This window comes from Chitinophaga ginsengisoli (assembly GCF_003014595.1).
GTDB lineage: Bacteria > Bacteroidota > Bacteroidia > Chitinophagales > Chitinophagaceae > Chitinophaga > Chitinophaga ginsengisoli.
The window spans coordinates 1-22,667 of record NZ_PYGK01000017.1 but is presented as its reverse complement, the minus strand read 5'-3'; the positions used below and the strand labels follow the sequence as shown (position 1 = coordinate 22,667).

The window sequence follows — 22,667 nt, the reverse complement described above, 5'->3', positions numbered from 1 at the left end:
AGAAAAGCCTAAATTGACAAACCGTCTTTTTATCGTTTGTCGACGATGATCTTGTCATCGATTTTGTGGACGGTGATCCTGCCTTTTTCATCTACCAATATTACTTCATTCGGGTTTTCGGTTGCAAGTATGAAACGCACAGGTGCAGCGGTCACAAAATGTGTTTTTACCGTAGGCATATGTGTTGTTATATTGTAGACTGTTGCCCCGTTTGCCATGGCCAACACCAGGTATGTTTTGGAAACGAACTGGCTGGCCCGTATAACATCATCACCGAAATATTCCGCTAACATACCGCCACCGGCAAAATATTCGGAATAAAGCTGAAATCCGTCCTTTTTGTCCATGACATATACACATCCCTCTGTCGTACTTGCCATCAGTAACATACCTTTAGTTACTTCAGTAGCGGTAATGTGGTTGATCTTATAAAGAAGGTCCAGGTGTTGTGTTTGCCCTTCCCGTTCTACCCGGTAGATCCTGTTGCCATGACCGAAGTAATAAGGGCCTTCGCCCCAGAGAGGAAGTGGCAAATCAGGTGCGGGCAGGTGAAGACGTACCTGGTCGGGATATGTACAATAATAACTACCTGAACTGGGTTCTTTTATCATTACTTCAGGCCGGTTGTGGCCGGAAAAGATGGTAACAGGATCCCCTCCGGCATTGATGGTCATTCCGATCAATCCACCCAAATGACTGGCCGGATAATCGGTGGTATCCACAATCACTTTATCGCCGAATGGTTTTTCCGAAGGAAGTATGAGTTTGCCCAGGCTGATCCTTCTGTTATGGGAAGTGATCAGGTACAGGAGTTTACTGCCATACTTCGAAGCGTCGTTTTCCGAGAAATAGGCGTAAATCTGCTCTTCCTTGCCATTATTGTCCTGAAGTGGTTGGTATTGCCAGGAATACAATTTGCGGGTACCATCGGCCAGCATGCGCAACAAGTAGAGCGTATTAGCTGCTGTCCCTACAAATATGAGCTGTTTTTTAATAACGGTCGCTGCCAGCCACTTGATATGCTGTTCCAGCTGGAAGCCCTGATCCGTACGGACAACTGCTGGTTTTGCCTCTTTTTTCCGGGCGCTGTACCGGTAGATGTCGGCAGACAGTTCCTTATCATCGGGCAGCATCTTTTTCAGTACTGATAGTCTTTCTTCCCTACCGGAGGCTATCTGTGGGCTAATAACTTCATAAGCTATCTCGATGGCCGTATCCTGTGCCGCTTCATTCATATTTTTTTTGAATGCGAGGAAGATCTCCAGCAGGTTATCTATTTTATGCTCCGGTGTCTTCTGTTCGTAGACCATGCGCATTTTACCGGGAAAACTTTCTTTATCCAGGTCACTGGCAAGATGAAGGTATTGCGACAGGCAGTCTTTGTCCTGGTTACCCTGTTGCCAGCCATCTAATAGTACTTCGCAGGCCTCTTCCGGTTTTCCGGATTTATGTTGCAGGATGCGCGCGGCTTCCAGGTGGTTCTTTTGTCGCATGGCAGCATCGACAGCCAGCTGGAAGTATTGTTGTGCCGGTTTTTCCTGGGATAGTTGTTTATACAGATCGCCGGTCTTCTCGTATTTTTCCAGTTTTTTATAGATGTTGATGGCGTCGAGCAGCAGGCCTCCCTTTTCAAAGCATTCAGCTGCTTTTACGGGTTGTCCGAGACTGTCTATGTACAAGGCAGCGGCCTCGTGGTAGAACCGACCTTCCTCCAGCACGACCGCTGCCCGGTGAAGGTTTCGCAGCAAGTGTGCATAAATATAGGCTGCCTTTCTGTGGTCGCCTTCTGCAAGCGCTTTTGCTGCCTGTGCTTCATATTTCCTTGAAAGCAATGTCATGTAACTTTCCGCAGAATTCCAGGTATCTACGGGCTTGCTTTCAAACAATTTTCCCAGGTTGAAATTGGTATCCTGTCTGGACAGCCTGGATGACTGGGGAGCTACACCTCTACCAGCTGCGGGTGAGGGATTGCCGCCTATCGGTATAGCAAATCTGAGTGCCTCGTCTCCGTCTTTGTCAAACATTTTCAGCAGGCGATCCAGTTCACTATCTCTCCTTTCTTCAATACTTCCCAGGGTTTTGTCTATCCAATTCCGGAGTTTTTCCCTGAATCCGCCGGCACTTACCCTTTCTGGTTCATCTACATCGTTACTGCGGACTGCCGTCCTGCCTGTACCCGCTCCGCCGAATCCTGTGTTACCGGGGTGAACTGAGCTTGCCCAGCTGCGTCCCAGGAGGAAGGCAACAATATTGAATATGGCTAGCAGGAAACGGAGGAAGCATCTTACCATCCAGTCAATAAAGCGCATAAACAGACTTCTGCGGCGCCTTTTACCTGGCAGTTCAGACAAGGGCAGCGTGATCTGCCCATCATTCAACAGGTCTGTCAATTCAAGCGCTGGCATAGCCACACTGATCGTATGCAGATAGGCTACCGGCGGCATGCCGGGATGTGCATAATCCCAGCTCTTTTCGGCGGCTTGAGCGGGCAGCAGGAAGCTGTTCAGGTAACGTTCATCATCTTCATCAAAACCTACAAAACCTATTGCAGGATGGAATACCTGTACATCCCATATCAGCAGTTCCTCCATTTCTGCAGGAGACAGGGCTGGTGTGAGGATAGCATCCACCGGGATATAAAGATTCCCGTTGATGACAGTATAAGGATGGCTTATCTTTCCGGCAGCGGGTACCTGGTCGCTGAAGATGACCAGCAGCCCGCCAGGGGACACGGTATTTTTATGTTCGGGCAGGAGGAAACAGGTAAGTCCCTGCAGGGCAATCTGCCAATCGTTTATTTCACGAAACCATTGCTCCGGGGAGTGACCACGGAGAAAGGCCGCACTTGTTTTGTGCCTGGTTTGCGGGTTATATGACAGCTGGAGTTCCATGTCGTTGAATAATATCAATAAATGGTTTGATGTATACGTGGTGAAAAACGTTCGGCTCTAATACTTCAATATTTCCCTGATCATCTGGTCTGAAATAGGAAGCCCCGCAGGTGGCACCATCCGATGCCCAGCAGGCGGTGGGCTGGTTGACAAGAAGCACAAGGGTAATTTCAGGCACCAGCTTGTCTGAGCTACGCAGATGCAGCATGTGCCTGTAAGGGTCAAACCAGGCTTGACTGCCGTCGGGCCATCTGTAATTAGATAGTGTTTGTCTGGTATCGGGCAGTCTGACGTCCTGTTCTGTATTATGGATGCTATTATGCAGGCCCACATTGAATGCTTTGACCAGTTGTACATCCTGCCCGGTGAAGACAAGTTCATGCTTGTTGACCAATATGTTGCCCTTTTGGTTTATGCCCAGGTGTTTAAGGCTGTTGATCGTATTAAACGATTGCCAGTGTCGCTGCTCATTCTCTCTATACTGATCTTTCATTGCCTTCAGCATATCTATTGTGACATTCGGCTCACGGGTCATTTCACCAGAATCAGTATTAACGGCTACTATGTTTGGTACTTTTCCGATACCGATAAAGCTGACATAGAAGGACCCATAGCTAGAAGTGCCGGGTTTAAAAGCTACATCCATGATACCATTGCGTCTTATTAAACCGACGGATTCATGATGTTCTACATCTATTGAGGTCAGCTCAAGTGTACTTCTTTTAAACTGGTATAGCGAAAGACGTTCTGCTCCCTTAGCCTGGAAGAGGATAAACAAATATTCAGTATCAAATCCAAAGAAGTAACCATGTGCATCAGGAAAATTGGAGGTGATCACTCTGGCGCCTTTTCTTTTTTGTGGCCAGAAGAATAGTTGTCTGTGTTTTGTGATGGCTATGCTACCAGCAAATTTTGAGAAATAACTGTCACTTTGGTTCAGGTTGGTCAGTTGGTATGGGATGAAAAGCGGTAAGGGGTGGTTCTTCAGGAACTCCGGCAAGTCAACAGCACTATGGACACGTTGCACAGCGGTACGCTTTGCCCGTACCTTCGGCATTTCCATGCTGATCTTTGCTGTATTTAACAACTTCCGGTGGCCGGCAGTATACCTGTACAACTGTATCTGACAGTCCGTGTTCACCGTGATCACAAAGCCATCTGTACGCCGCAGTGCTGCGAACGATTGCTGAAATGTAACTGAGTGAAAAAGCTCATCACCAGTGATAAGAAAATATTCCTGTTGACCCTTCAGTATATGCGTTTCCGTAAATAAAGATAATGCCTTTGCACTATTTAGTGCTGGCGAAAGTTCCTGCATGCTGGCAATGATCTCTGCTTTGGAGGAAAGGTCCATCGGCTCATAGCGATCTCCAAGCAATGCAAAAGGTAAAATCTCTGCATGCTGCTTGTTATCAATGGTGCATGCCAGTGCAGCAGCCATTTCCAGCAGGTGAGGGGTGCCCCACAGTTTAATACTTTTATCTACCAGTATAAAACGTTGTCCGGGTTCATTGTCTGGCAGTTCTTCCCGCCTGAGATAAAGGGCTTCGTTATTGGCCAGCCTTACCATCAGGGTTTCATTGTCGTGCGCCAGTTCACTCAACAGCAGCCTGTCAAAATTGCCTTTGTTGGTAATGTCGGACACGCCTCCGAAGGAAGTCTGACTATATCCTTTGGTGTGCATCGGCAGGTGAAGCGCAGCGATGAGGCGTTGTGTCAGCAATGCCAGCGGGGCTGTCTGATTGTCTTCCGCCAGTATCTGTAACAGATTTTCTGCCTGTGCCGGTTTCGGGAGATCATCAGGAATCTCTATGAGCGCCGGTACAGGAGGAGCGGGACTGACTATTGCGTTCAGTTTTTCCTCCAGTGCAGCAGTGTCAGGATAACGCTGTAGTATCTGCTGCAGGATGCCTATATCAGTTTTTAGTGTGGACAGAGGATCTTTGGAGCTGCCGTGAGCAATCACATAATCGTAAGCGCCTCGCCGGCATATGGACAGCATTTCCTTTGCTGTTTCTCCTTGCAGAAATGTTTCGACATGTTCAAAAAGGGTATTCAGCAGTAATTCCCTGTCAGCGCCTTTCCAGTATCTTCCGGGAAGAGGGCGTAGCAGCGCCAGGAAATCAGTGATGACTACTTTCATCTCTTCTGCCTCGATCTCACGGGATACATCGATAACATGTGGTCCTTTTATTGCATCGCCGAACAGGTCTTCGACATATTGATGCAGCAAGGCCTGTATCGCCTGCGGACCAGGGGCTGGTTTGCCAATCGCTATGACCAGCAACAGGGGGCCGGGAGGCGGCAGATGATTATTTATCCGGGAGAGATCATGCAACAGTTCTGTTTTATAGCAGATCGTGCCTCCGTCTTTTATCCATTCAATGACTTCTCCTTCTTCCGCCCATTGCCAGAAGTAGTCTTTTGCAGCCTGAAAATAGGCTACGGTCATATCATGCAGCTGCGACATTTCAGAAAGTGTTAGTGAGACGGATAGCGCTTCTGGAAGCGCGTACAAAAACCTGCCCGGGTATCTTTTCCCATTGACCATCTACGCGAAACAGGAGTAATGTATCACTCTCTGTTCCGGACCATTTGGGAATGAGCTGACCAATAACCGGAGGGTCAAAATCGTAACCAGCCGGCAACAGGATATTGTCACGTAATGTAAATACTTTACCTGGCATAGATGGCACCGGTGTGCCAATGATCAACACTTCACCTGTTTCACATACGGCGAAACTCAATCTCTGTAATCTGATCAGTGGCGCGGTGTCAGCATATGCCTTCCAATGCTCCAGGGAGGTCAGTATAGCGAAAGGTTCCCCGGTTACTGTGGTGGGCGCCAGCCGTACCGCATAGTCCTCGCCTGCGTGGGCGGGCATGGCAGATACGGGAAGTTCCACCGTGATAAAAGAGGCAATGGCCTCCCATGACATCTTTTTAAGCGTGTCGTGTGGCGTATGTTTCCCCGGCAGGAATAAACGTTCCTGTGTATCTGCCAGGAAGGTGTGTTTTGCCGGCAGTTTACGGAGCTGTATATCCGTTGTATCCGGCGCAATGCCTCTCACCCAGATCTCATCTCCGGTGGCTGCCACCAGCAGGCCTGGCCATGTGCGTATACTGCCGAGTGCTGTCATATCAGCCATGGCAAGCACGATGATCATCTCTTTCATGCAGATTGCAATATTTTCTTCCAGAGGGCATCTATGGGTTGTAATACGTAGTTACGCTGCGTGGTATTGCTGATCCATTCACAACGGCTGTTCAGGCTACGCAGCCGGTCTTTGATCAGTGCGCGGGCAGCAGCCGGTGTTTCCGGATCGTCCCATTGCACATGCAGTTGCTGCACATCACGGTAAATGGCTTCCGGATCAGGCATACCACTGTTGTGGGCGCGGGGATGTTCCTGTGCATGTGCGTCAGCTTTCTCCACAGATGTATTCACAATACCGGCAATGATCTCGATCTGTTCTTCTGTATCCCAGATGTAGCGTAATATCCAGAGATCTGAGAGGATAGCAGCCTTGCGTTTGCAAAGTAGCGCGCTTGCTGCAATAAGGCGTTGCAGCTTTACGGCGCGCCTGTCGGAGATCTGTACACCTGCATTACGCAGCTGTTCAATCAGCATAATATATTCAGGCCTGATACCGCTCAGGTCTATTGTTGTATTCAGTTGCTGCAGGGCGCGCAGGTCTTCAGCAGGAATACCACTATTCCCGGTGGCCTGCTTTTGTTCCAGTCCCCAGCCCGCCTGCAGTACATTTTCCAACAGTGCCGGGTCTACATTCTCGCAGCGTACCCTGATCAGGAACCTGTCAAACAGCGCCTGCAGGGCTTCGTCTTCCGGAAGGTGGTTACTGGCGCCGATGAAGATCAGCGCAGGCAGGTGTCTGGTTTCCTTACCCCTGCGGAAGATCTTTTCATTCAGGGCCATGAGCAGGCTGTTGAGGATCGCACTGTTCGCATTCAGTAATTCATCCAGGAACACGAGCGACGCTTCGGGCAACATCCCTTCTGTATTGGTGACCAGATCGCCGTCTCTCAGTTTGCGGATATCGAAGGGACCGAACAATTCATTGGGTTCCGTAAAGCGGGTCAGCAGGTATTCGAACGTTTTCACATCCAGCTGGCGGGCGAGTTCACGTACCATGGCGCTTTTAGCTGTACCAGGAGGACCGAACAGGAAGATGTTTTCGCGTCCTGCCAGGCAGATGCCCATGAGATCAATGATGTCATCCTTGCCGACAAAAGTCTGTTTCAGTTGCTGTAGTACATCATTCAGTTTGTCTACCAGCGGGGATTCAAAGGTAATAGGTTCCATTGTTTATGTATGAACAGTAAGGTCAATTTCAAATTCAGGCCAGAGTATTGCGGCATGCGAGCCAAGAGCTTCCTGCACCAGTGGCAGGCATTCCGGATGGCGGCATTTGCGAAAATCCCTCGCATGGATGATCCTGTCGATATATGCTATTTTCAGCGACGGATGCTGCATGATCAGGGAGAGATCTTCGGGTACAATGGCCGCGACGGCAGCCATGGATAATGGCCATTGTGCAGCCATGATCTCCAGTTCTTTTACTAATGGATCTCCGGGGCCTAGTCCTTTCGCAAGATCAAAAAGACCGGGCATATAGCGCAATGTCAGGTCAGCAGCATATACGGCTGAGGGTGAATGTACACCGGTGAAGGGCAGCAGGTGCGCCTTTATATCGTCCTCTCCCAGCCGCCGGATCTGGATGAACTGGACAGCCCTATACAGGTAGCAGGCGGCCCAGAGGGCTGCCTCAGGGTCATAAGGTGGCACCTGTCCTGGCATATCCGTACTATCGTCATCGTAATGTTGCTTCAGATGTACATTGGCTAAACGGATGTCGTCCGGGTCAAACGGTTTGATGAACGGCGCTACCGTTACTTTCCCCTCATTGATCAGTGATGATATAAATTCGGTCAGTGTCATTCTCTAATGCGTTGGCGCGCGTATTGCTTCGCGTAGGTTTTCTCGTTTTGTCAAAGGATTATTTGTGTGCGGTAATGGCAATTCACATGTTGCAGATTTGTCCCGTAGAGGTCAACATGAACAATAATACTCTAACATACCAGAATTATCAATCTAAGATACTGACAGGGATGGATATATACAAATCTATTGCCATGTAATTAAAAATGATGACCGGATTGCTATTTGTGGGATCTATTTTTAACTTAGGGAATTAAATTATTGTGATCATGTACAAGAAAACGTTTACAACGGCTGCTGCTGTTGTGCTCTCAGCCACGTTATTTGCGCAGTCGAAGCCTGAAGATACGGAAGTATGGGAACCGGTACCGACAGTTGTTACACCCGGAAAGGTGACTACAGAAGCGCCTTCCGATGCTATTGTCCTGTTTGACGGGAAAAGCCTGGACCAATGGGTATCCGTTGACAATCCGGAACAACCTGCCAAATGGAAAGTAGGAGGAGGAGCCTTTACGGTAGACAAAAGCACCGGTAACATCCAAACAAAGAGATCGTTCACCAATTACCAGCTGCATATCGAATGGCGTATACCGAAGGATATTACCGGTACAGGACAGGGAAGAGGTAACAGTGGTTTATTCCTCGCTTCTACCGGAAAAGGTGATGATGGTTATGAACTGCAGATCCTGGACAACTTCAACAACAAAACATACGTGAATGGCCAGGCTGCCAGTATCTATAAACAGACTCCCCCACTGGTAAATGCGAACCGTAAACCGGGAGAATGGCAGACATATGATATCGTATGGACTGCTCCCCGTTTTAACAGTGATGGTTCCCTGCAATCTCCGGCCAGGGTAACTGTTTTCTTCAACGGTGTACTGGTACAGAACAATACCGAATTACAGGGACCTACCAAATACATCGGAAAAGCCTCTTATGCAAAAGCACATGGCGCATGCCCTATTAAACTGCAGGCACATGGCGATAAGAGTGAGCCACTGAGTTTCAGGAATATCTGGATCAGGGAGTTATAAAATTAAACTGACAAAAGGGAGCACATTCCTTTATGCCGAATATTTTCAGGATGCCCAAGGGCATCCTTTTTTATTGTGAATCAGGTAGATATAACGCCTCTACGGATATAATAAGCCGATAATCGGCAGCGCATATACTAATTGCACGATAAAGTCCGTTTTATAGATCGTAAAATGACAACATCGGCATGGGGGAGGTCATGTTCTCACAAGGTATCCAGCTTTTTCTACCTGTAATGCAATGAGTTGTGAAGTGAATAAGCGCGTGCATGCGATACCAATTGTTAATTCTCCAGTTATATTATGAATTGTAATTATATTAACATAGATTTACAGGGGTAAGGGGAGTAAATAAGTCATGTAAGTTCGTAAGCATTAATTCAATTATATCACAAATCAATTAAAATCTCTATTCTATGAGAAGACCACGTCTCTCCTTTGCTACCAGCAAAGCTACACTGTTATTACTCGTCGTGGCTACGGGCATCTCTTTTGGCATTGTTTCCTGTTCGAAAGATGACAGCACTAAAGAAAATCCTGGTGTAACACAAGACCAGGCAGCTTCTGTCGTGTCTCAGACTTTCGTTAATCAGGGTGGTATCACCGAACAGTTAGGCACTGCTACAACTGCAGTTGTGGCGCTTCAGGCCAGAAAAGCAGATGGCGGAAAGCTGAGTGACTTCTGTGGTAAATCTACTGACGGCAGCATCAGCCATGCAGGTACCAGCGAAGGCGTTTCTTATGACTACAAGCTGAGCTGGTTGTATACACTGGCTTGTAATGGTACTGCACCTAACGCTGTTCCTTATCAGTTTACATTTACATTCAACGGTAAGACCAGCATCGAAACTTCTAAGTTTGCAACTGTTGACAGTGCTACTGCAAAGTACTATGTAAGAGGTTTAGGTGAAACCAGCCCTGCCTGGGAAGTTAGCCAGACCTTTGATCGTGCTGGTAAATTTGTATCCAAGACAACTGATCTGCCTTCTTTCACCAGCGCTGTTCACTACGAGTCATCTAACATCAAGATCGACAAACAGTCTCATGAAATCGTTTCTGGTACTGCTACTGTGAAGATCACTGGTGCAGATTCAAAAGGTAATGCTTTCAAATATGAAGGTACTATTACCTTCCAGGGTAACAAGAAAGCTGTATTCGCCGTTACTGGTGGCAGCAATTTCAACCTGAACTGGTAAGCGAATTACTTGCATAAAAAACGGGAACCCGTCTCAGAAATGAGGCGGGTTCTTTTTGTATATACGCGTGTAGGACTAGTGATACTAATTATTAGCCATTACATTCAGTGCAAATGGTTGTTCAATAACTGGTGTTGCATTTGTCAGCCCCTGTGCCACCACTGTATACAACTTCCCGGCGGTCAGCACAACACTGGAGCGGCTGATGATGGTTTCTCCGTTGGTAGCGTTATTCAGTTTTATAGTGTAGGTCCCTGCAGCCAGTTGTTTAAATCCGGTAGCTGATTTGTACGCCACACTGCCCTGCAGCAGGCTGTCGTTCGCCAGGAAGTTGACAGTGGGGGCGTCGCTTCCTGCATGCACAAAGCGGATCGCGGCCATACCTGATGCCGGTGCGCTGAGATCATCTTTCGTAAGTATACCTACCGTTGTGTTGCCATTTGTTTCTCCAGCAGCAAACAGTGAATAACTTTCACCTTTCTCAAATTTTACCGGTGCCGATAATACGGTGTTGCCCGACACAGATGCTTTGAAATCAAAGGTAGCATCTCCCTTTTTTACATTCATATACCCGGTAGATTCACCATAAGCAATGGCGGAGGAATTCAGTTTGCTTGATCCGTTGAATACGTTTACACTACCCGCATCAGGTAACACGTTTACAATTTTAACAGTTGCATCCGGGTCGACAGTTGTATCATCATCATCTTTACTGCATGATGAGAAGGTAAACAATCCTGTCAGGGCTAAAATGGTTAACAGACCCTTGCTGGCATAATTCAGAGGTGTCATAATCTGGAGCTTTTAAAATGAAGAATAGTTTACCCTACAGAAAAACATAAACTATGCCATGCGAAATGAACATGGATGATGTGTAACGGTTATGGGCAATTATACACATCTTGTAGGAAGTCGTATGCTTTTCTTCCTCAAATCATGTAAAGCTGTTTAACCATATAAATAAAGATGCCGCGGAGAATCTTCCCCGCGGCATCTTTATTTATACACTGCATTTAATTTCTGATCATTTCTTTTTCATCCAGCTGCCACTCATTATTGTAAAAGCCTGCTGTTTTCACTGCTGCAGTATTGCCCTTCAGCAGATCAACATTAAAGATCATATAGTCAGGGAAACCGCTGCCACCAGCAAAGTACTGGTTAGCATCTGCAGCGCGCATGCCTGCTAAACCTGTACCGGCAATGACGGCAACAGAAGCAGTTTTACTGTCAGCCCTTGGCCACATGAAGTAAGCAGCCAGTCCTTCACCGGCATATTCCTGTTTACCCACCGTTACCTTTCCGCGTGTTACCTGTACAGGAGCGCCTTGCAGCAATTGTTTCCATGCTTTGTTTGTGCTTGCATTACCATAAATAATGATACCGCGATCAGGATATTTTGCTGCATCAAAATCTTTATCTGCAACAATATCTACAGCGCCATTACCTCTGTAATACCAGGTTTCTGCATCGTAACGTGCTTTGTTTAAAGACCACTCATTTTCTGCGGGCTGTCCTGCAGTGCTGTAAACAAACACCATGCGATGGTTGAATGCTTCCTTGAATGTACCATTCCGTGCAGGGCCTTTATCAGTAGCTGTTGGTGCTGCGCCTGCAGTCCATTGTGCGCCATTGTGCAGGTATAACAGGCTGTCGCCGGCTTTACGGGTGTAAGTCACTGCCGCTTTGCTATCCAATGTGATGCTGAGCGTGTTCCCTACAGGAACATCTTTCAGGTCAATGGCAAGTGTTTCAATATTGGAAGTAGTACCTGTTATAGCGTCGCGGGATTTGTTCCTGCTGAGCTGTATCCGGCTGTATTCCAGTGCATGCTGCTGTTGTAAGATGCGTACCCAGTGATGTGTTGCCGAGATGGCAGGATTGGCGGTAGTGAAATCAATTTCATTCACGCTGGTATCTGCCGGAATAGTATGCCATTTGAAATACTGGAATAAAGGGCCCCAGTCTACGCAGGTGTCGCCATACCAATGTTCTCCGCCAGGATATTCATAATAGCTGTAATCTTTCTGAAAATCAGCCAGTATCTTTTTCATTTGTCTTGCATAGTCGACGGAAACAACTTTATCGCTGTCGCCGTGAAGAATGTACACACCACCTGCTTTGTAGTTGGTGGCCAGTTTAAAAGTGTTGCTCGGATTGCTGGCCCTCAGCAGCACCTGTTCAGTACTGTTGCGGGGAGAATCAGGAATCAGTCCGTCTGCGGAGCCATATCCCATCAGGGTAGGATAACCGGAACAGGGAGCAATAGCAGCCCATTTGCCGGCATAGGTAGCACCCAGGTACCAGGTGCCATGTCCGCCCATAGAGTGACCGGTCAGATAGATCCTTTCAGGATCCGGATGGAAACTGTTAATCCCGATGTTCAGTACTTCCAGTGCATCGAGACGGCCCCAGTCTTCCCAGTTGAAGCCACGCGGACGGCGGTTGGTAGGTGCTACCAGCACGCCCCAGTCTTTATATCTGTAAGCACTTGCCTGGTTGATAGCCTGTACTTCTGCACCATGTACAGAGAGGAAGAATGCAGGTGCCTTGCCATCAGGATTTGACTGTGGCGTTACTGCGTAGTATTGCACACTGCCATCTATATCACTCACGAAAGTATTGCTGTAGTGATCTTTGTTGGTAACGGCCGTCAATGCAAAGGTCTTACTGTCGATAGTGTTCTTCTGATTGTTTAATACCAGCGTACAGTTGTAGCCTTCGTTTGCAGCACCGGAAGCATCGAACTTAAAGCCCACTTTACGGGTGCTCAGGGCTGCTACTTCAGGAATAGCAGTAGTAACCGTTTTACCGTTTACAGTAGCTTGTATTTGCATGCTTTTAAGCGCTTGCGCAGAAGTGTTCACTACTACTACCGCACCCCACATATCACTATTGTTATTGCCTGCTACCACAAAAGGCATAGTAGAATCGGCGATGCTGATATAAACGGGTTTTTCGGGAAATAGCAGCCTTGCTTTGATGCCTTGTCTGCCGAAGCTGCGACCAGTACGAATATAAAATTCATTATTCCCCTGGTGTAATTGTACCGGGATGTACATCCAGCCATAGCGATACATATCGCCAGCATGAGGAGTACCATTTACATACACCATCTGGTGACCGGCCACATTCAGGATGGCTGTCTGTGCTTTAGGTGCATTGTAGGAAACATACAGGTAGCCATTGTTGATCACACGGCCGGCAAAAGAGCCTTCTGCGTTGGCCGTAATATCCTGCCATTGCTGTTGTGCACCTTTTTCATCGGGGAAAGAGGTAGCACCCTTTACAGGTGTTTTCAGCTCGCCATTGCAGAGTGCCCAGGCCAGCTGGTCTGTAAACAGGGCAGTCCGGCCATATTGATGGCAGGGCCCGCTGATCAATCCTTCTTTAAATACATAGGTTTGTTGAGCAAATAGGCCATATCCCGGCAATAGGAGGGCCAGGAGTAATAGAATCTTCCGCATAGAAATCATTTGTATACAAAATAGAAAGCAGGGGGTATAAATACATGCAATATGATGACCGGTGGACAGGTAATAGGAAGAACGGTAGGCATCTCCGGAGACCTGTGTCAGTGCAGGGTTACAGTTGATATTTTCTACTTAACGGCTGATATCATTTTAACGTGTTGCTTCCTATGTGACAGGTACGATCACTTTCAGTGCACGGGATAATATACTGGCGCGCACCTGGTTGGTCTTGCCCAGGTATTCACCGTCTATCTGGAAGTGAGCCCGCTTCCGGGTACTGATGGTCACCTGGCTGGCCTGGAGGATCTCTGTTTTAGCAGGGTCAAAAGGGCGATGCCTGAATAACATCTTCAATAGTTCCGGAATGGACAGCTTCCGTAATATCACCACTTCAAACAGGCCGTCGGTAAGATTACCATCGGGATTAATACTGGCGCCTGTACCATACATACGCGCATTAGCCAGCACGATCATATGAGCATGGCGGACCAGGTGTATTTTCTGGTTCTCTATTTTTACTTCCAGCCGTTTATTCTGCCATAAGGTTTTGAAAATGGCGAGTGCATACCCCAGTTTTCCGCGTATTCCCCGTTGCTCGAAATTCTTTACCAGCAGTGCATTCAGTCCTACATCACTCAGGTGGATGCAGGTCTCTTTACCATTTATCAGTATAAGATCGATATCTATCACAACAGCCGGATGTTCTCTGGTGATGAGACCCAGTACCTGTTCCCAGTCGGCCGGAATATGCAATTCTGTTGCCATACCATTGGCAGATCCGGCGGGCAGGATGCCCATAGGAATAGCTGTATTCACTAGCAGCTCTGCTACCATTTTCACGGTGCCATCGCCGCCAACAGCAATTACACAGTCAGGCTTTATTTTGCTGATAAGGTCTGTGAGCGGCCGCTGTGGCTTGTCTAACAGGAAAAAATGGATCTCTTCCTGTCTTTCATTGAAATAATTTTTGATGAATGCTTCAGGATCGGCCTTCTTTTTGCCGCCTGAAACAGGATTGATTACAAAAAGAAGCCGGAGCTGCATAGATGATTGCTGCGCCATATGTTTTATGTGTAATTAATACACTCTGTTCATTACAAAATAAGCGCCTGAATGTCTGTATGGAATAAAATTCTACATTGGCTGGGTTTGGAGGGAAGAACTCATATCAGGGTTTACCATGGTATAGGCGGTGTGGAACAGCTGGAAATATTCGGTCATGTGTTGGATCGCGGACCATTACCCACCATGCGGTATAATCGCTTCCCATTGTTCAACATGATAGCCCTGTTACGATTGTTCATAGTAAAACCAAGGGAAGGAGCAGCAGTGCAGTTGGTATGGGAGGGGCGTACTATTACAGCGGTAACGGAATCGGACGGTTTTTTTCATCTGCAGTGGGTACCGGAAAAGATGCCGGATCCCGGTGATCATGTAGTGGAAGTAGTGATCACGAATGTGGAAGAAAGCCCGGTAACGCGTGCGATGGGTGTAGTGATAATTCCACATCGTAGTCAGTTCGGATGTATTTCAGATATCGATGATACGTTCCTGATATCACATTCTGCGGCTATTTTCAAAAGGCTGCATGTGTTGTTTACCCGAAATGCGCGTACACGTAAGCCTTTTGAAGGTGTGGTGAATCATTACCAGTTGCTGAGTGATGCGGTAAATAAAATGCGCCTTCCACGCCCGTTCTTTTATGTGTCCAGCAGTGAATGGAACCTGTATGCATATATCCGCGAGTTCTGCCGCATGCACGGACTGCCCGAGGGTGTATTTCTTTTAAGCCAGCTGAAGCCTTTACATATGTTGCTGAAAAGCGGACAGCAGCACCATGGAACCAAGTTTACAAGGATCAGTCGTATACTGAAACATTATCCGCATATGCGGTTTATCCTGCTGGGAGATGATACACAGGAAGACCCGAATATCTACGAGGCGATTACCCGGCATTTCACTTCACAGATCATTGCTGTTTACCTGCGGCATGTCAGGAACAGCCGTTATGCCGCTACACAGGAAATTGCTGAGGTGATCAGTGCAAGAGGTATTCCCTGTTGTTATTTCAAACATAGCAGGGAGGCTATTGCTCACTCAAAGGAGCTGGGACTGATCGCGTAAACATAAACGAATGTTGTTAATTATGAGGTATGTTTTTAGTTTGTTACTGATGATGATTTGTTACACCACTGCACAGGGGCAATTCAGCGATTCTGTTCATTATTACGGCAAGTTCTCTTCTTTAGGGTCAATCAACAGAACACAGGATGGCAGGTCATATCTGCTGAATAATAATTTCAGGGTAGGTGTCAGCAAGAAAAAAATAGCATTGAATGGAAGTGGGGGATGGGTGTATGGTGAGCAGGATAGTGTAAAGACCAACAATGACTTTGCTGCATCAATGGACTTTAGCCTGTTCAGGGCTGTACGTCAGATCTATTACTGGGGATTGGCTAACTATGATAAAAGCTATTCACTCAAGATCAACGACCGTTTCCAGGGAGGGGGAGGCATTGCATATAATGTCCTGGATAGAAAGGGGGCTTACCTTTCACTCAGTGATGGTATTCTGTTTGAGAATAGCGACCTTTTCCTGGAAGATACCATCCGGGATGTATATCATACTTTCAGGAATTCTTTCCGCCTGGGGTATAAGTTTGTGATACATGACATCATTATTATTGATGGTACTCATTTCCTGCAGAATTCCTTATCACATGGCAGTGACTACAATATCCGTTCTACCTCGAATCTCTCTATTCTGCTGCGGAAATGGCTGAGTATTACGGCAACGATGACATACAATAAACTGAACCGTACGGCCAGAGAGAACCTGTTGTTTAGCTACGGACTTACGATCGAGAAGTATTTCTGAGCAAGGACATAAAAGCATAAAGCCCGGCCTGTATACACAAGCCGGGCTTTATTTTAAAATAGCAGTTTATTTCGATGCAGATCTTTCACGTTGTTGATGACCGCGTTGTTGTCCGTGTCGCGGCTGACCATTACCACTACTGTTACCATTGCTGCCACCATTGCCTTTATGCTCGCGTGGCGCTACATGTCCCTGCCGGTTGCGGGAGAAACCTCCTTTCTTATCGCGGGGATGCTGCTGCTTAGGTTTTGGCGCAGCGGGGCGCTGTACCGGAGCAGACAGGTTGTCGCCGTTATGAAAAGGGTGTTCTGTCACCAAAGGAATATCGCGTGCAATGAGCTTCAGGATATCCTTCAGGAATGGTTTTTCTTCTCCTTCACAGAAGGAGATGGCCATTCCTTTTGCACCGGCACGACCTGTACGGCCAATACGGTGTACGTATGTTTCAGGTACGTTTGGCAGCTCGTAATTGATCACGTGTGTTAGTTCGTCGATATCGATACCTCTGGCGGCAATATCAGTAGCTACCAGTACTCTCGTCTGTTGTGACTTGAAATTACTCAAAGCACGCTGACGGGCGTTCTGCGATTTATTACCATGTATGGCTTCAGCAGTGATCTCTGCTTTGTTCAGGTCTTTCACCACCTTATCTGCACCGTGTTTGGTACGGGTGAATACCAGCGCTGTCCGGATAGCTTTATCCTTCAGGATGTGCAGCAGCAGATTACGTTTATCGTTTTTATTCACGAAGTACATAGACTGTGTGATCGTCTCTGCGGTAGAAGATACGGGTGTTACTTCTACTTTAGCCGGATTACGCAGGATAGCGTTTGCCAGTGTCTGTATTTCCGGCGGCATGGTAGCAGAGAAGAACAGCGTTTGCCTTTGTTCGGGCAATTTGATGATGACGCGTTTCACATCATGTACAAATCCCATATCCAGCATTCTGTCAGCTTCATCCAGGATGAAGTATTTAATATCTCTCAGTGTGATATAATTCTGACTGATGAGGTCCAGCAAACGGCCTGGTGTAGCGATGAGAATATCCACGCCTCTTTTCAGGGCTTCGGTTTGCGGATGCTGTGACACGCCACCAAAGATAACAAGGCTTTTCAGGTCGAGGAATCTGCCATAGGCAGTAAAACTCTCCTGTATCTGTATGGCCAGCTCACGGGTAGGCGTTAATATGAGCGCTTTAATATTGCGGGGACCTTTGCGTGAAGCCTGCTGGTCTTCATGCATTAATTGTAACAGGGGTATCGCAAAAGCAGCTGTTTTACCGGTACCGGTCTGGGCGCAACCCAGGAGGTCTTTCTTATCAAGTACGAAAGGGATCGCTTGTTGCTGAATGGGCGTCGGAGTAGAATAACCTTCGTGCTCCAGGGCCTTCAGCACCGGCTCGATGAGCCTTAACTGTTCAAATGACAAAGTCTTTAATTTTTGATGATAAATATTTGGTAAGGCTATCAGCAGTGGAGCTTGTCCGGTGATGTTGCTGATACTTTACCCGCCTTACTCGCAAACCAACACAATGTTTTGAAGGGTAACTGCAAAAGCTGGTGAGGAAGAGAATAAAAGTGACGCAAAGGTATGCTAAATAAATGATATTGGGGTATTTGTTTAATGATAAGTAATTATCTTGCATATTATGAGCAACGGACCAACAGTATTGATAGAACAAGCCAACAGCCGCTACACCATGATTGCGGTGGTAGAACAGGACGAACGGACAGCTTATTTTTACCTGTATCCTGCTGAATTGCACAGCAAGAAATATCGTATGCGTGCCTGCTGGTTACGCAACTTACAGCCCGGCCCTTCCCAAAGGGACAGCGCCGCCATGGAAAATGGTGATGCTCCCATGCTGGAAGCACAGTTTACCAATCATCCGCAAGGGAAAGCCCCTTTAAAAGCAGAACTGTTATCTATCGTGTGGATGCCGGAAGAAGACGGTGCTGCTGTACTATATGACGGAGAAACATTGGGTGTTATACCCGGTTGGAGCCTATATACCGAGGAGCCTGTATCTTATGCAGCAGATTGTATTGACGGAGATGCCAACGCACTTGTATTTCCCCTGGGCCAGCCGGGCAAGAATGAACAGCATAAGCATGTAGGGAATGCGATAGACTTCAGGCAAAAGTGGGAGAGTACAGAAACACCCCAGTGGCCGATCATACAGGATCAGTTCATTGCTGCATATGAGCGTCATTTCGGAAAGATGCTGCAGTATTTTGCGATAGATAATAACCAATGGCCGCCAATGGCACTTGGCAAGTTCGAGAAAGATAATGTAATCTATTTCCTGAGCATGGGTGTGAGTATCCGTCCTATGCCATGGGTATCTTACCTGTATAATGACAATGCACCTGCCTATAGAAGAATGGAGATTGCGCTTGCTGTGAGTAAGGACGATTATACGGAAGAAGAGATCACCAGGATGGCGGAAGGTATTTCCGGCATGGTAGATATTCCCTGGAGACATATCAGCTGGCTGGGAGAGGGGCATACCATCGGTTCCGGTAAGCTGCCGGCGCCTTTTGAAAGTATTGTATTATCGGCTGCACTATATAATGGCGAAGGCATCGTACTGCCGGAGATGTACGGTGATAAAGTAAATCTTTTCTGGACCAGCCCTATTACATTGAGCGAGAGGGAATTTGCACACCGCCGGCCCAATGGAGGATATGAACTGCTGGAGAAGATGATAGAAGGAGATGTCACCCATATTGTGAGAAAAAGGAAAGCTATCGTATAATTGTATTTTGGAGTCCCTTTTTTATAGAAGGGTCATCCTGTTTGCTTACCCGCTATGGTATTCATCTATTTACAGATGTTGTAGCGGAAACCTTTACATATGACTACACATGACTGACCATTAACAGGGTCATGATGTGACCTGCATTGTAGAGGAAAAGCAAAGCAATAATGTATATCAACAAATTTATGAAAGTGGCAGCGGCTGTGCTGCTGATTGGTGGAGGCACTATGAGTGCATATTCCCAGGGATTTAAAGATGGTAAGATCTGGTTGAACGAGGATGGAAGTAACTACTTCAAGTTCACATTAGTGTCGCAGATCTGGCTTAGAAATACCGATATGAACCCCGGTACTACCATCAACGGATATGCGAAAGATAATTACACTGATATTGGTGTAAGAAGGGCGAGATTTCAGGCCTTCGGACAGATTGCCGACCGTGTATTCATCTATTCGCAGATCGGTATGAACAACTTCAATTATTCCTCCGACAGAAAGGCTGGTTTTTTTATTCATGATATCATGGGTGAATATGAGGTGGTAAAGAAACATTTATCATTGGGTGGAGGTCTGAGCGCCTGGAATGGCCTGACCCGTTTTTCAGCGCCCTCAGTTGGTACGATCCTGGGTGTTGACGCGCCGCTGTTTGAACAGAGCACCAACGATGTAACGGATCAGTTCCTGCGTAAGCTGAGTATCTATGCAAAAGGTAAGCTGGGTAAACTGGATTACCGTGTAGTGATGAGCAGTCCTATGGCAGTACAGAAGTCAAACGGATATGTGCCTACTGTCGGAACGTACGCTACCTTCTCTGCTAAACCCGCCAAAATGCAGTGGCATGGATATTTTCAATGGCAGTTCCTCGATCAGGAAGCAAATACGACTGCTTATACCACAGGTACTTATTTAGGCGCCAAAAAAGTCTTTAACATCGGTGCCGGTTTCCAGTTTCAACCTGATGCCATGTGGCGCGCCGGTAACAATGGTGATACAGTGGAATCCAATATGCAGCATTTCGCCATAGATGCTTATTATGATGCGCCTATTAATGCGCAAACAGGAACAGCGTTAAGCGCTTATGCATCTTATATCAACTTCAACTGGGGCAGAGGTTATATCCGTAACCAGGCTACTATGAATCCTGCTAATGGCAGCAACAAACCAGAAATCCTTAATGGTAGCGGTAATGGTTATCCTTCTTTTGGAACCGGTAACCTGCTGTATGGACAGGTAGGGTATAAATTCAAAAATAACCTGATCGGTAAAACAACATTGATGCCTTACGCCAGTTTACAGTATGCGCACTACGACAGACTGAAAGATAATATGGCCTTCTGGGATGGGGGTATCAACTGGCTGCTGAAAGGGCATACTTCTAAATTGACTTTTGCTTATCAAAGCAGACCCATATACCAGGTAGATGCAGCTACCCAGGAAGCGTTTAAAACCGACCGCAAGGGCAGTTTTATTCTCCAGTACCAGGTGTTCCTGAACTGATGAATTTTATTACGCTAAGTAGTTCCGGTTTCAGTATGGGATGGCGGTCGGCGCCTCTCTGAAATGCTATTGCGCGTTGTCAATCGAATAGGATTTTGAATATGGATTGGACAGCACCTGTCGTATCGCCGGAGAGCCGAAGGCTCGCCATTCCCATCTGAAACCGCGTGCTACTTCCGCTCTTCCTATTACAGTTATGTGACTAGCTTATTAGATGAGATGAGATTGCATCAGATTACTTTTGATGCAACCTCATCTTATTTAAGATCAGAAGCATATCAAAGTTTATCCCTGTTTTGATTGTCATAGGGGTATATCAGGATCTATGGCAGTTCACAGGAGCTTACAGTAGTACCTCTCTCTGAAGAGGGAAGATAGCAATCATGCGAATGTGCCTTTATGATGGTTTATATAGACAGTGAATAGACAGTGAGTATAATCAACCAAAACAAGCCAGTTGAATACAGCTTCAGAACATTCAGGCGGGACTTCAGAAGCCCCGCCTTTTTTTGTAATTTTGCCCTTCCATTTTGGACGGTGGCTCATTTTACGGCTCGGATTCATTTTCCTGTCCGGAATACAGACAATGAGACATCGCTTTTTTTTATAGTAAACATGCAACTTTGGTAAAGATTGATAATATCGTGCTGCCTGACTTCCCCTTACTGCTGGCGCCTATGGAAGATGTGAGTGATCCTCCTTTCCGGGTGGTGTGCCGGGAGAACGGGGCCGACCTGATGTATACGGAGTTCATTTCAAGTGATGGATTGGTGAAGGATACGGATAAATGTCGCCGGAAACTGGCCATTTTTGATGAGGAACGCCCTGTAGGGGTACAGATATTCGGCGGAGACGAAGGAAAGCTGTCTATGGCCGCCAAAATCGTGGATATGACCCAGCCAGACCTGCTGGATATCAATTTTGGTTGCCCAATCAAGGGAATTGTGAGCAAGGGAGCGGGGTCAGGAGTACTGAAGGACATTGACCTGATGGTTCGGCTGACTGCAGCCTGCGTAAAGGCCACCCAGCTGCCGGTAACCGTTAAAACCCGCCTCGGCTGGGATGAGGATACCAAAAACATAGAAGAGGTCGCAGAACGCCTTCAGGACACCGGTATTAAGGCGCTGGCCATCCATGGACGTACCCGTACCCAGATGTATAAAGGCGAGGCCAACTGGGAGCTAATCGCCAAAGTGAAGAATAATCCCCGTATACATATACCAATTTTCGGTAATGGAGATATTGACAGTCCGCAGAAAGCCCTGGAATACAAGAACCGCTATGGCGTAGATGGTATAATGATAGGCAGGGCTGCAATAGGTTACCCCTGGATTTTCCGTGAGGTAAAACATTACCTGCAGACAGGGGAGATATTACCCGCCCCCACATTAGAAGAACGCATCGGTGTGTGTAAGCGCCAGCTGGAAAAATCTGTGCAGTGGAAGGGCGAAATGGCTGGTGTTTACAGCATGCGCAAACATTATTTCAATTACCTGAAGGGATTACCTGACTTCAAAGGGTTCAGAAGCAGACTGGTGACACCTACAGATCCGGTTGAAATTATGACGGTCCTCGATGAAATAGGAGAGGTGTATGCTGGTTTTGAATTTGACCAGACGCCTATTAAATTGATCAACTACCACGAGAATTGTGCGCTTTAGGTATTGTTTCGTACTCGCAATGTGTCGGAGATACGTCGTGTATGCGCCGTGTATGCGCCGTGTATAAAGCGTATTTCATATGAATGCAAATACCACAACATCATGACGCAATCATTCGCGTCAATAGGACTCCGTTAGGAGTCCCTTTGTTGTGCGCCTGGCATGTTCATAAACTAGGAGGTGTAAGTCCTCCGCGAGCCTTGATAGTAGGAATCGCTAGCTCAAGACAAGGGTGTCCACCGTGAGGTGGAATCTGAAGGAAGTCGGCGGCAAAATCCCGGTCTGACGAACAGAAACCGCATATAAGGCAATCACTG

The 22,667-nt window shown here is 47.0% G+C and carries 16 protein-coding genes; 7 read left to right on the top strand and 9 right to left on the bottom strand.

Features of this window, described 5'->3' with window-relative positions; all coding sequences use genetic code 11:
- Positions 1-29 precede the first annotated feature (29 nt).
- Genes CLV42_RS28035 through CLV42_RS28015 form a run of 5 tightly spaced genes read right to left on the bottom strand, consistent with a single transcriptional unit; the run spans position 30 to position 7,851 of the window.
- Positions 30-2,891, bottom strand: a complete 2,862-nt coding sequence (locus CLV42_RS28035; RefSeq protein ID WP_106605261.1) for a hypothetical protein — start codon at positions 2,889-2,891, stop codon at positions 30-32.
- Positions 2,869-5,361, bottom strand: a complete 2,493-nt coding sequence (locus CLV42_RS28030) for a hypothetical protein (protein ID WP_106605260.1) — start codon at positions 5,359-5,361, stop codon at positions 2,869-2,871. The genes CLV42_RS28035 and CLV42_RS28030 overlap by 23 nt, the downstream gene beginning before the upstream one ends.
- 1 nt (position 5,362) lies before the next feature.
- Positions 5,363-6,067 (bottom strand): hypothetical protein, encoded by a 705-nt coding sequence (locus CLV42_RS28025; protein WP_106605259.1) that lies wholly within the window; start codon positions 6,065-6,067, stop codon positions 5,363-5,365.
- Complete coding sequence (locus CLV42_RS28020; protein WP_106605258.1) at positions 6,064-7,215, bottom strand: AAA family ATPase; 1,152 nt, start codon at positions 7,213-7,215, stop codon at positions 6,064-6,066. Before CLV42_RS28020 ends, CLV42_RS28025 begins: the two co-directional genes overlap by 4 nt.
- Before the next feature lie 3 nt (positions 7,216-7,218).
- Complete coding sequence (locus CLV42_RS28015; protein ID WP_106605257.1) at positions 7,219-7,851, bottom strand: hypothetical protein; 633 nt, start codon at positions 7,849-7,851, stop codon at positions 7,219-7,221.
- A 269-nt stretch (positions 7,852-8,120) separates the two neighbouring features.
- Between CLV42_RS28015 and CLV42_RS28010 the strand changes: the two genes are divergently transcribed.
- Both CLV42_RS28010 and CLV42_RS28005 read left to right on the top strand, forming a co-directional pair.
- Positions 8,121-8,888, top strand: a complete 768-nt coding sequence (locus CLV42_RS28010; RefSeq protein WP_106605256.1) for a 3-keto-disaccharide hydrolase — start codon at positions 8,121-8,123, stop codon at positions 8,886-8,888.
- Positions 8,889-9,304: 416 nt separating this feature from the next.
- Positions 9,305-10,084 (top strand): hypothetical protein, encoded by a 780-nt coding sequence (locus tag CLV42_RS28005; RefSeq protein WP_106605255.1) that lies wholly within the window; start codon positions 9,305-9,307, stop codon positions 10,082-10,084.
- A gap of 84 nt (positions 10,085-10,168) precedes the next feature.
- Here CLV42_RS28005 and CLV42_RS28000 read toward each other — a convergent pair whose 3' ends face one another.
- The 3 genes from CLV42_RS28000 to CLV42_RS27990 form a co-directional block, all read right to left on the bottom strand.
- On the bottom strand, positions 10,169-10,876 hold the full coding sequence (locus tag CLV42_RS28000) for a DUF4397 domain-containing protein (protein WP_106605254.1): 708 nt from the start codon (positions 10,874-10,876) through the stop codon (positions 10,169-10,171).
- A gap of 221 nt (positions 10,877-11,097) precedes the next feature.
- Complete coding sequence (locus tag CLV42_RS27995) at positions 11,098-13,548, bottom strand: alpha/beta hydrolase-fold protein (RefSeq protein WP_106605253.1); 2,451 nt, start codon at positions 13,546-13,548, stop codon at positions 11,098-11,100.
- Positions 13,549-13,719: 171 nt separating this feature from the next.
- On the bottom strand, positions 13,720-14,616 hold the full coding sequence (locus CLV42_RS27990) for a diacylglycerol/lipid kinase family protein (protein ID WP_106605252.1): 897 nt from the start codon (positions 14,614-14,616) through the stop codon (positions 13,720-13,722).
- Positions 14,617-14,703: 87 nt separating this feature from the next.
- Here CLV42_RS27990 and CLV42_RS27985 point away from each other — a divergent pair, with 87 nt between their 5' ends.
- Positions 14,704-15,678 (top strand): App1 family protein, encoded by a 975-nt coding sequence (locus CLV42_RS27985; RefSeq protein ID WP_245901750.1) that lies wholly within the window; start codon positions 14,704-14,706, stop codon positions 15,676-15,678.
- A 22-nt stretch (positions 15,679-15,700) separates the two neighbouring features.
- Positions 15,701-16,432 (top strand): DUF481 domain-containing protein, encoded by a 732-nt coding sequence (locus CLV42_RS27980; RefSeq protein ID WP_106605250.1) that lies wholly within the window; start codon positions 15,701-15,703, stop codon positions 16,430-16,432.
- A 66-nt stretch (positions 16,433-16,498) separates the two neighbouring features.
- On the opposite strand, the gene CLV42_RS27975 is transcribed toward CLV42_RS27980, so the two are convergent.
- Positions 16,499-17,860 (bottom strand): DEAD/DEAH box helicase, encoded by a 1,362-nt coding sequence (locus CLV42_RS27975; protein WP_106605249.1) that lies wholly within the window; start codon positions 17,858-17,860, stop codon positions 16,499-16,501.
- 220 nt (positions 17,861-18,080) lie between these two features.
- On the opposite strand from CLV42_RS27975, the gene CLV42_RS27970 reads away from it, so the two are divergent.
- The 3 genes from CLV42_RS27970 (at position 18,081) to dusB (ending at position 22,350) form a co-directional block, all read left to right on the top strand.
- Positions 18,081-19,190 (top strand): suppressor of fused domain protein, encoded by a 1,110-nt coding sequence (locus CLV42_RS27970; RefSeq protein WP_106605248.1) that lies wholly within the window; start codon positions 18,081-18,083, stop codon positions 19,188-19,190.
- 170 nt (positions 19,191-19,360) lie between these two features.
- On the top strand, positions 19,361-20,689 hold the full coding sequence (locus tag CLV42_RS27965) for a hypothetical protein (protein WP_106605247.1): 1,329 nt from the start codon (positions 19,361-19,363) through the stop codon (positions 20,687-20,689).
- Positions 20,690-21,312: 623 nt separating this feature from the next.
- Entirely contained in the window at positions 21,313-22,350 is a 1,038-nt protein-coding gene (gene dusB, locus CLV42_RS27960; RefSeq protein ID WP_106605246.1) for a tRNA dihydrouridine synthase DusB, read from the top strand.
- Positions 22,351-22,667: the final 317 nt, after the last annotated feature.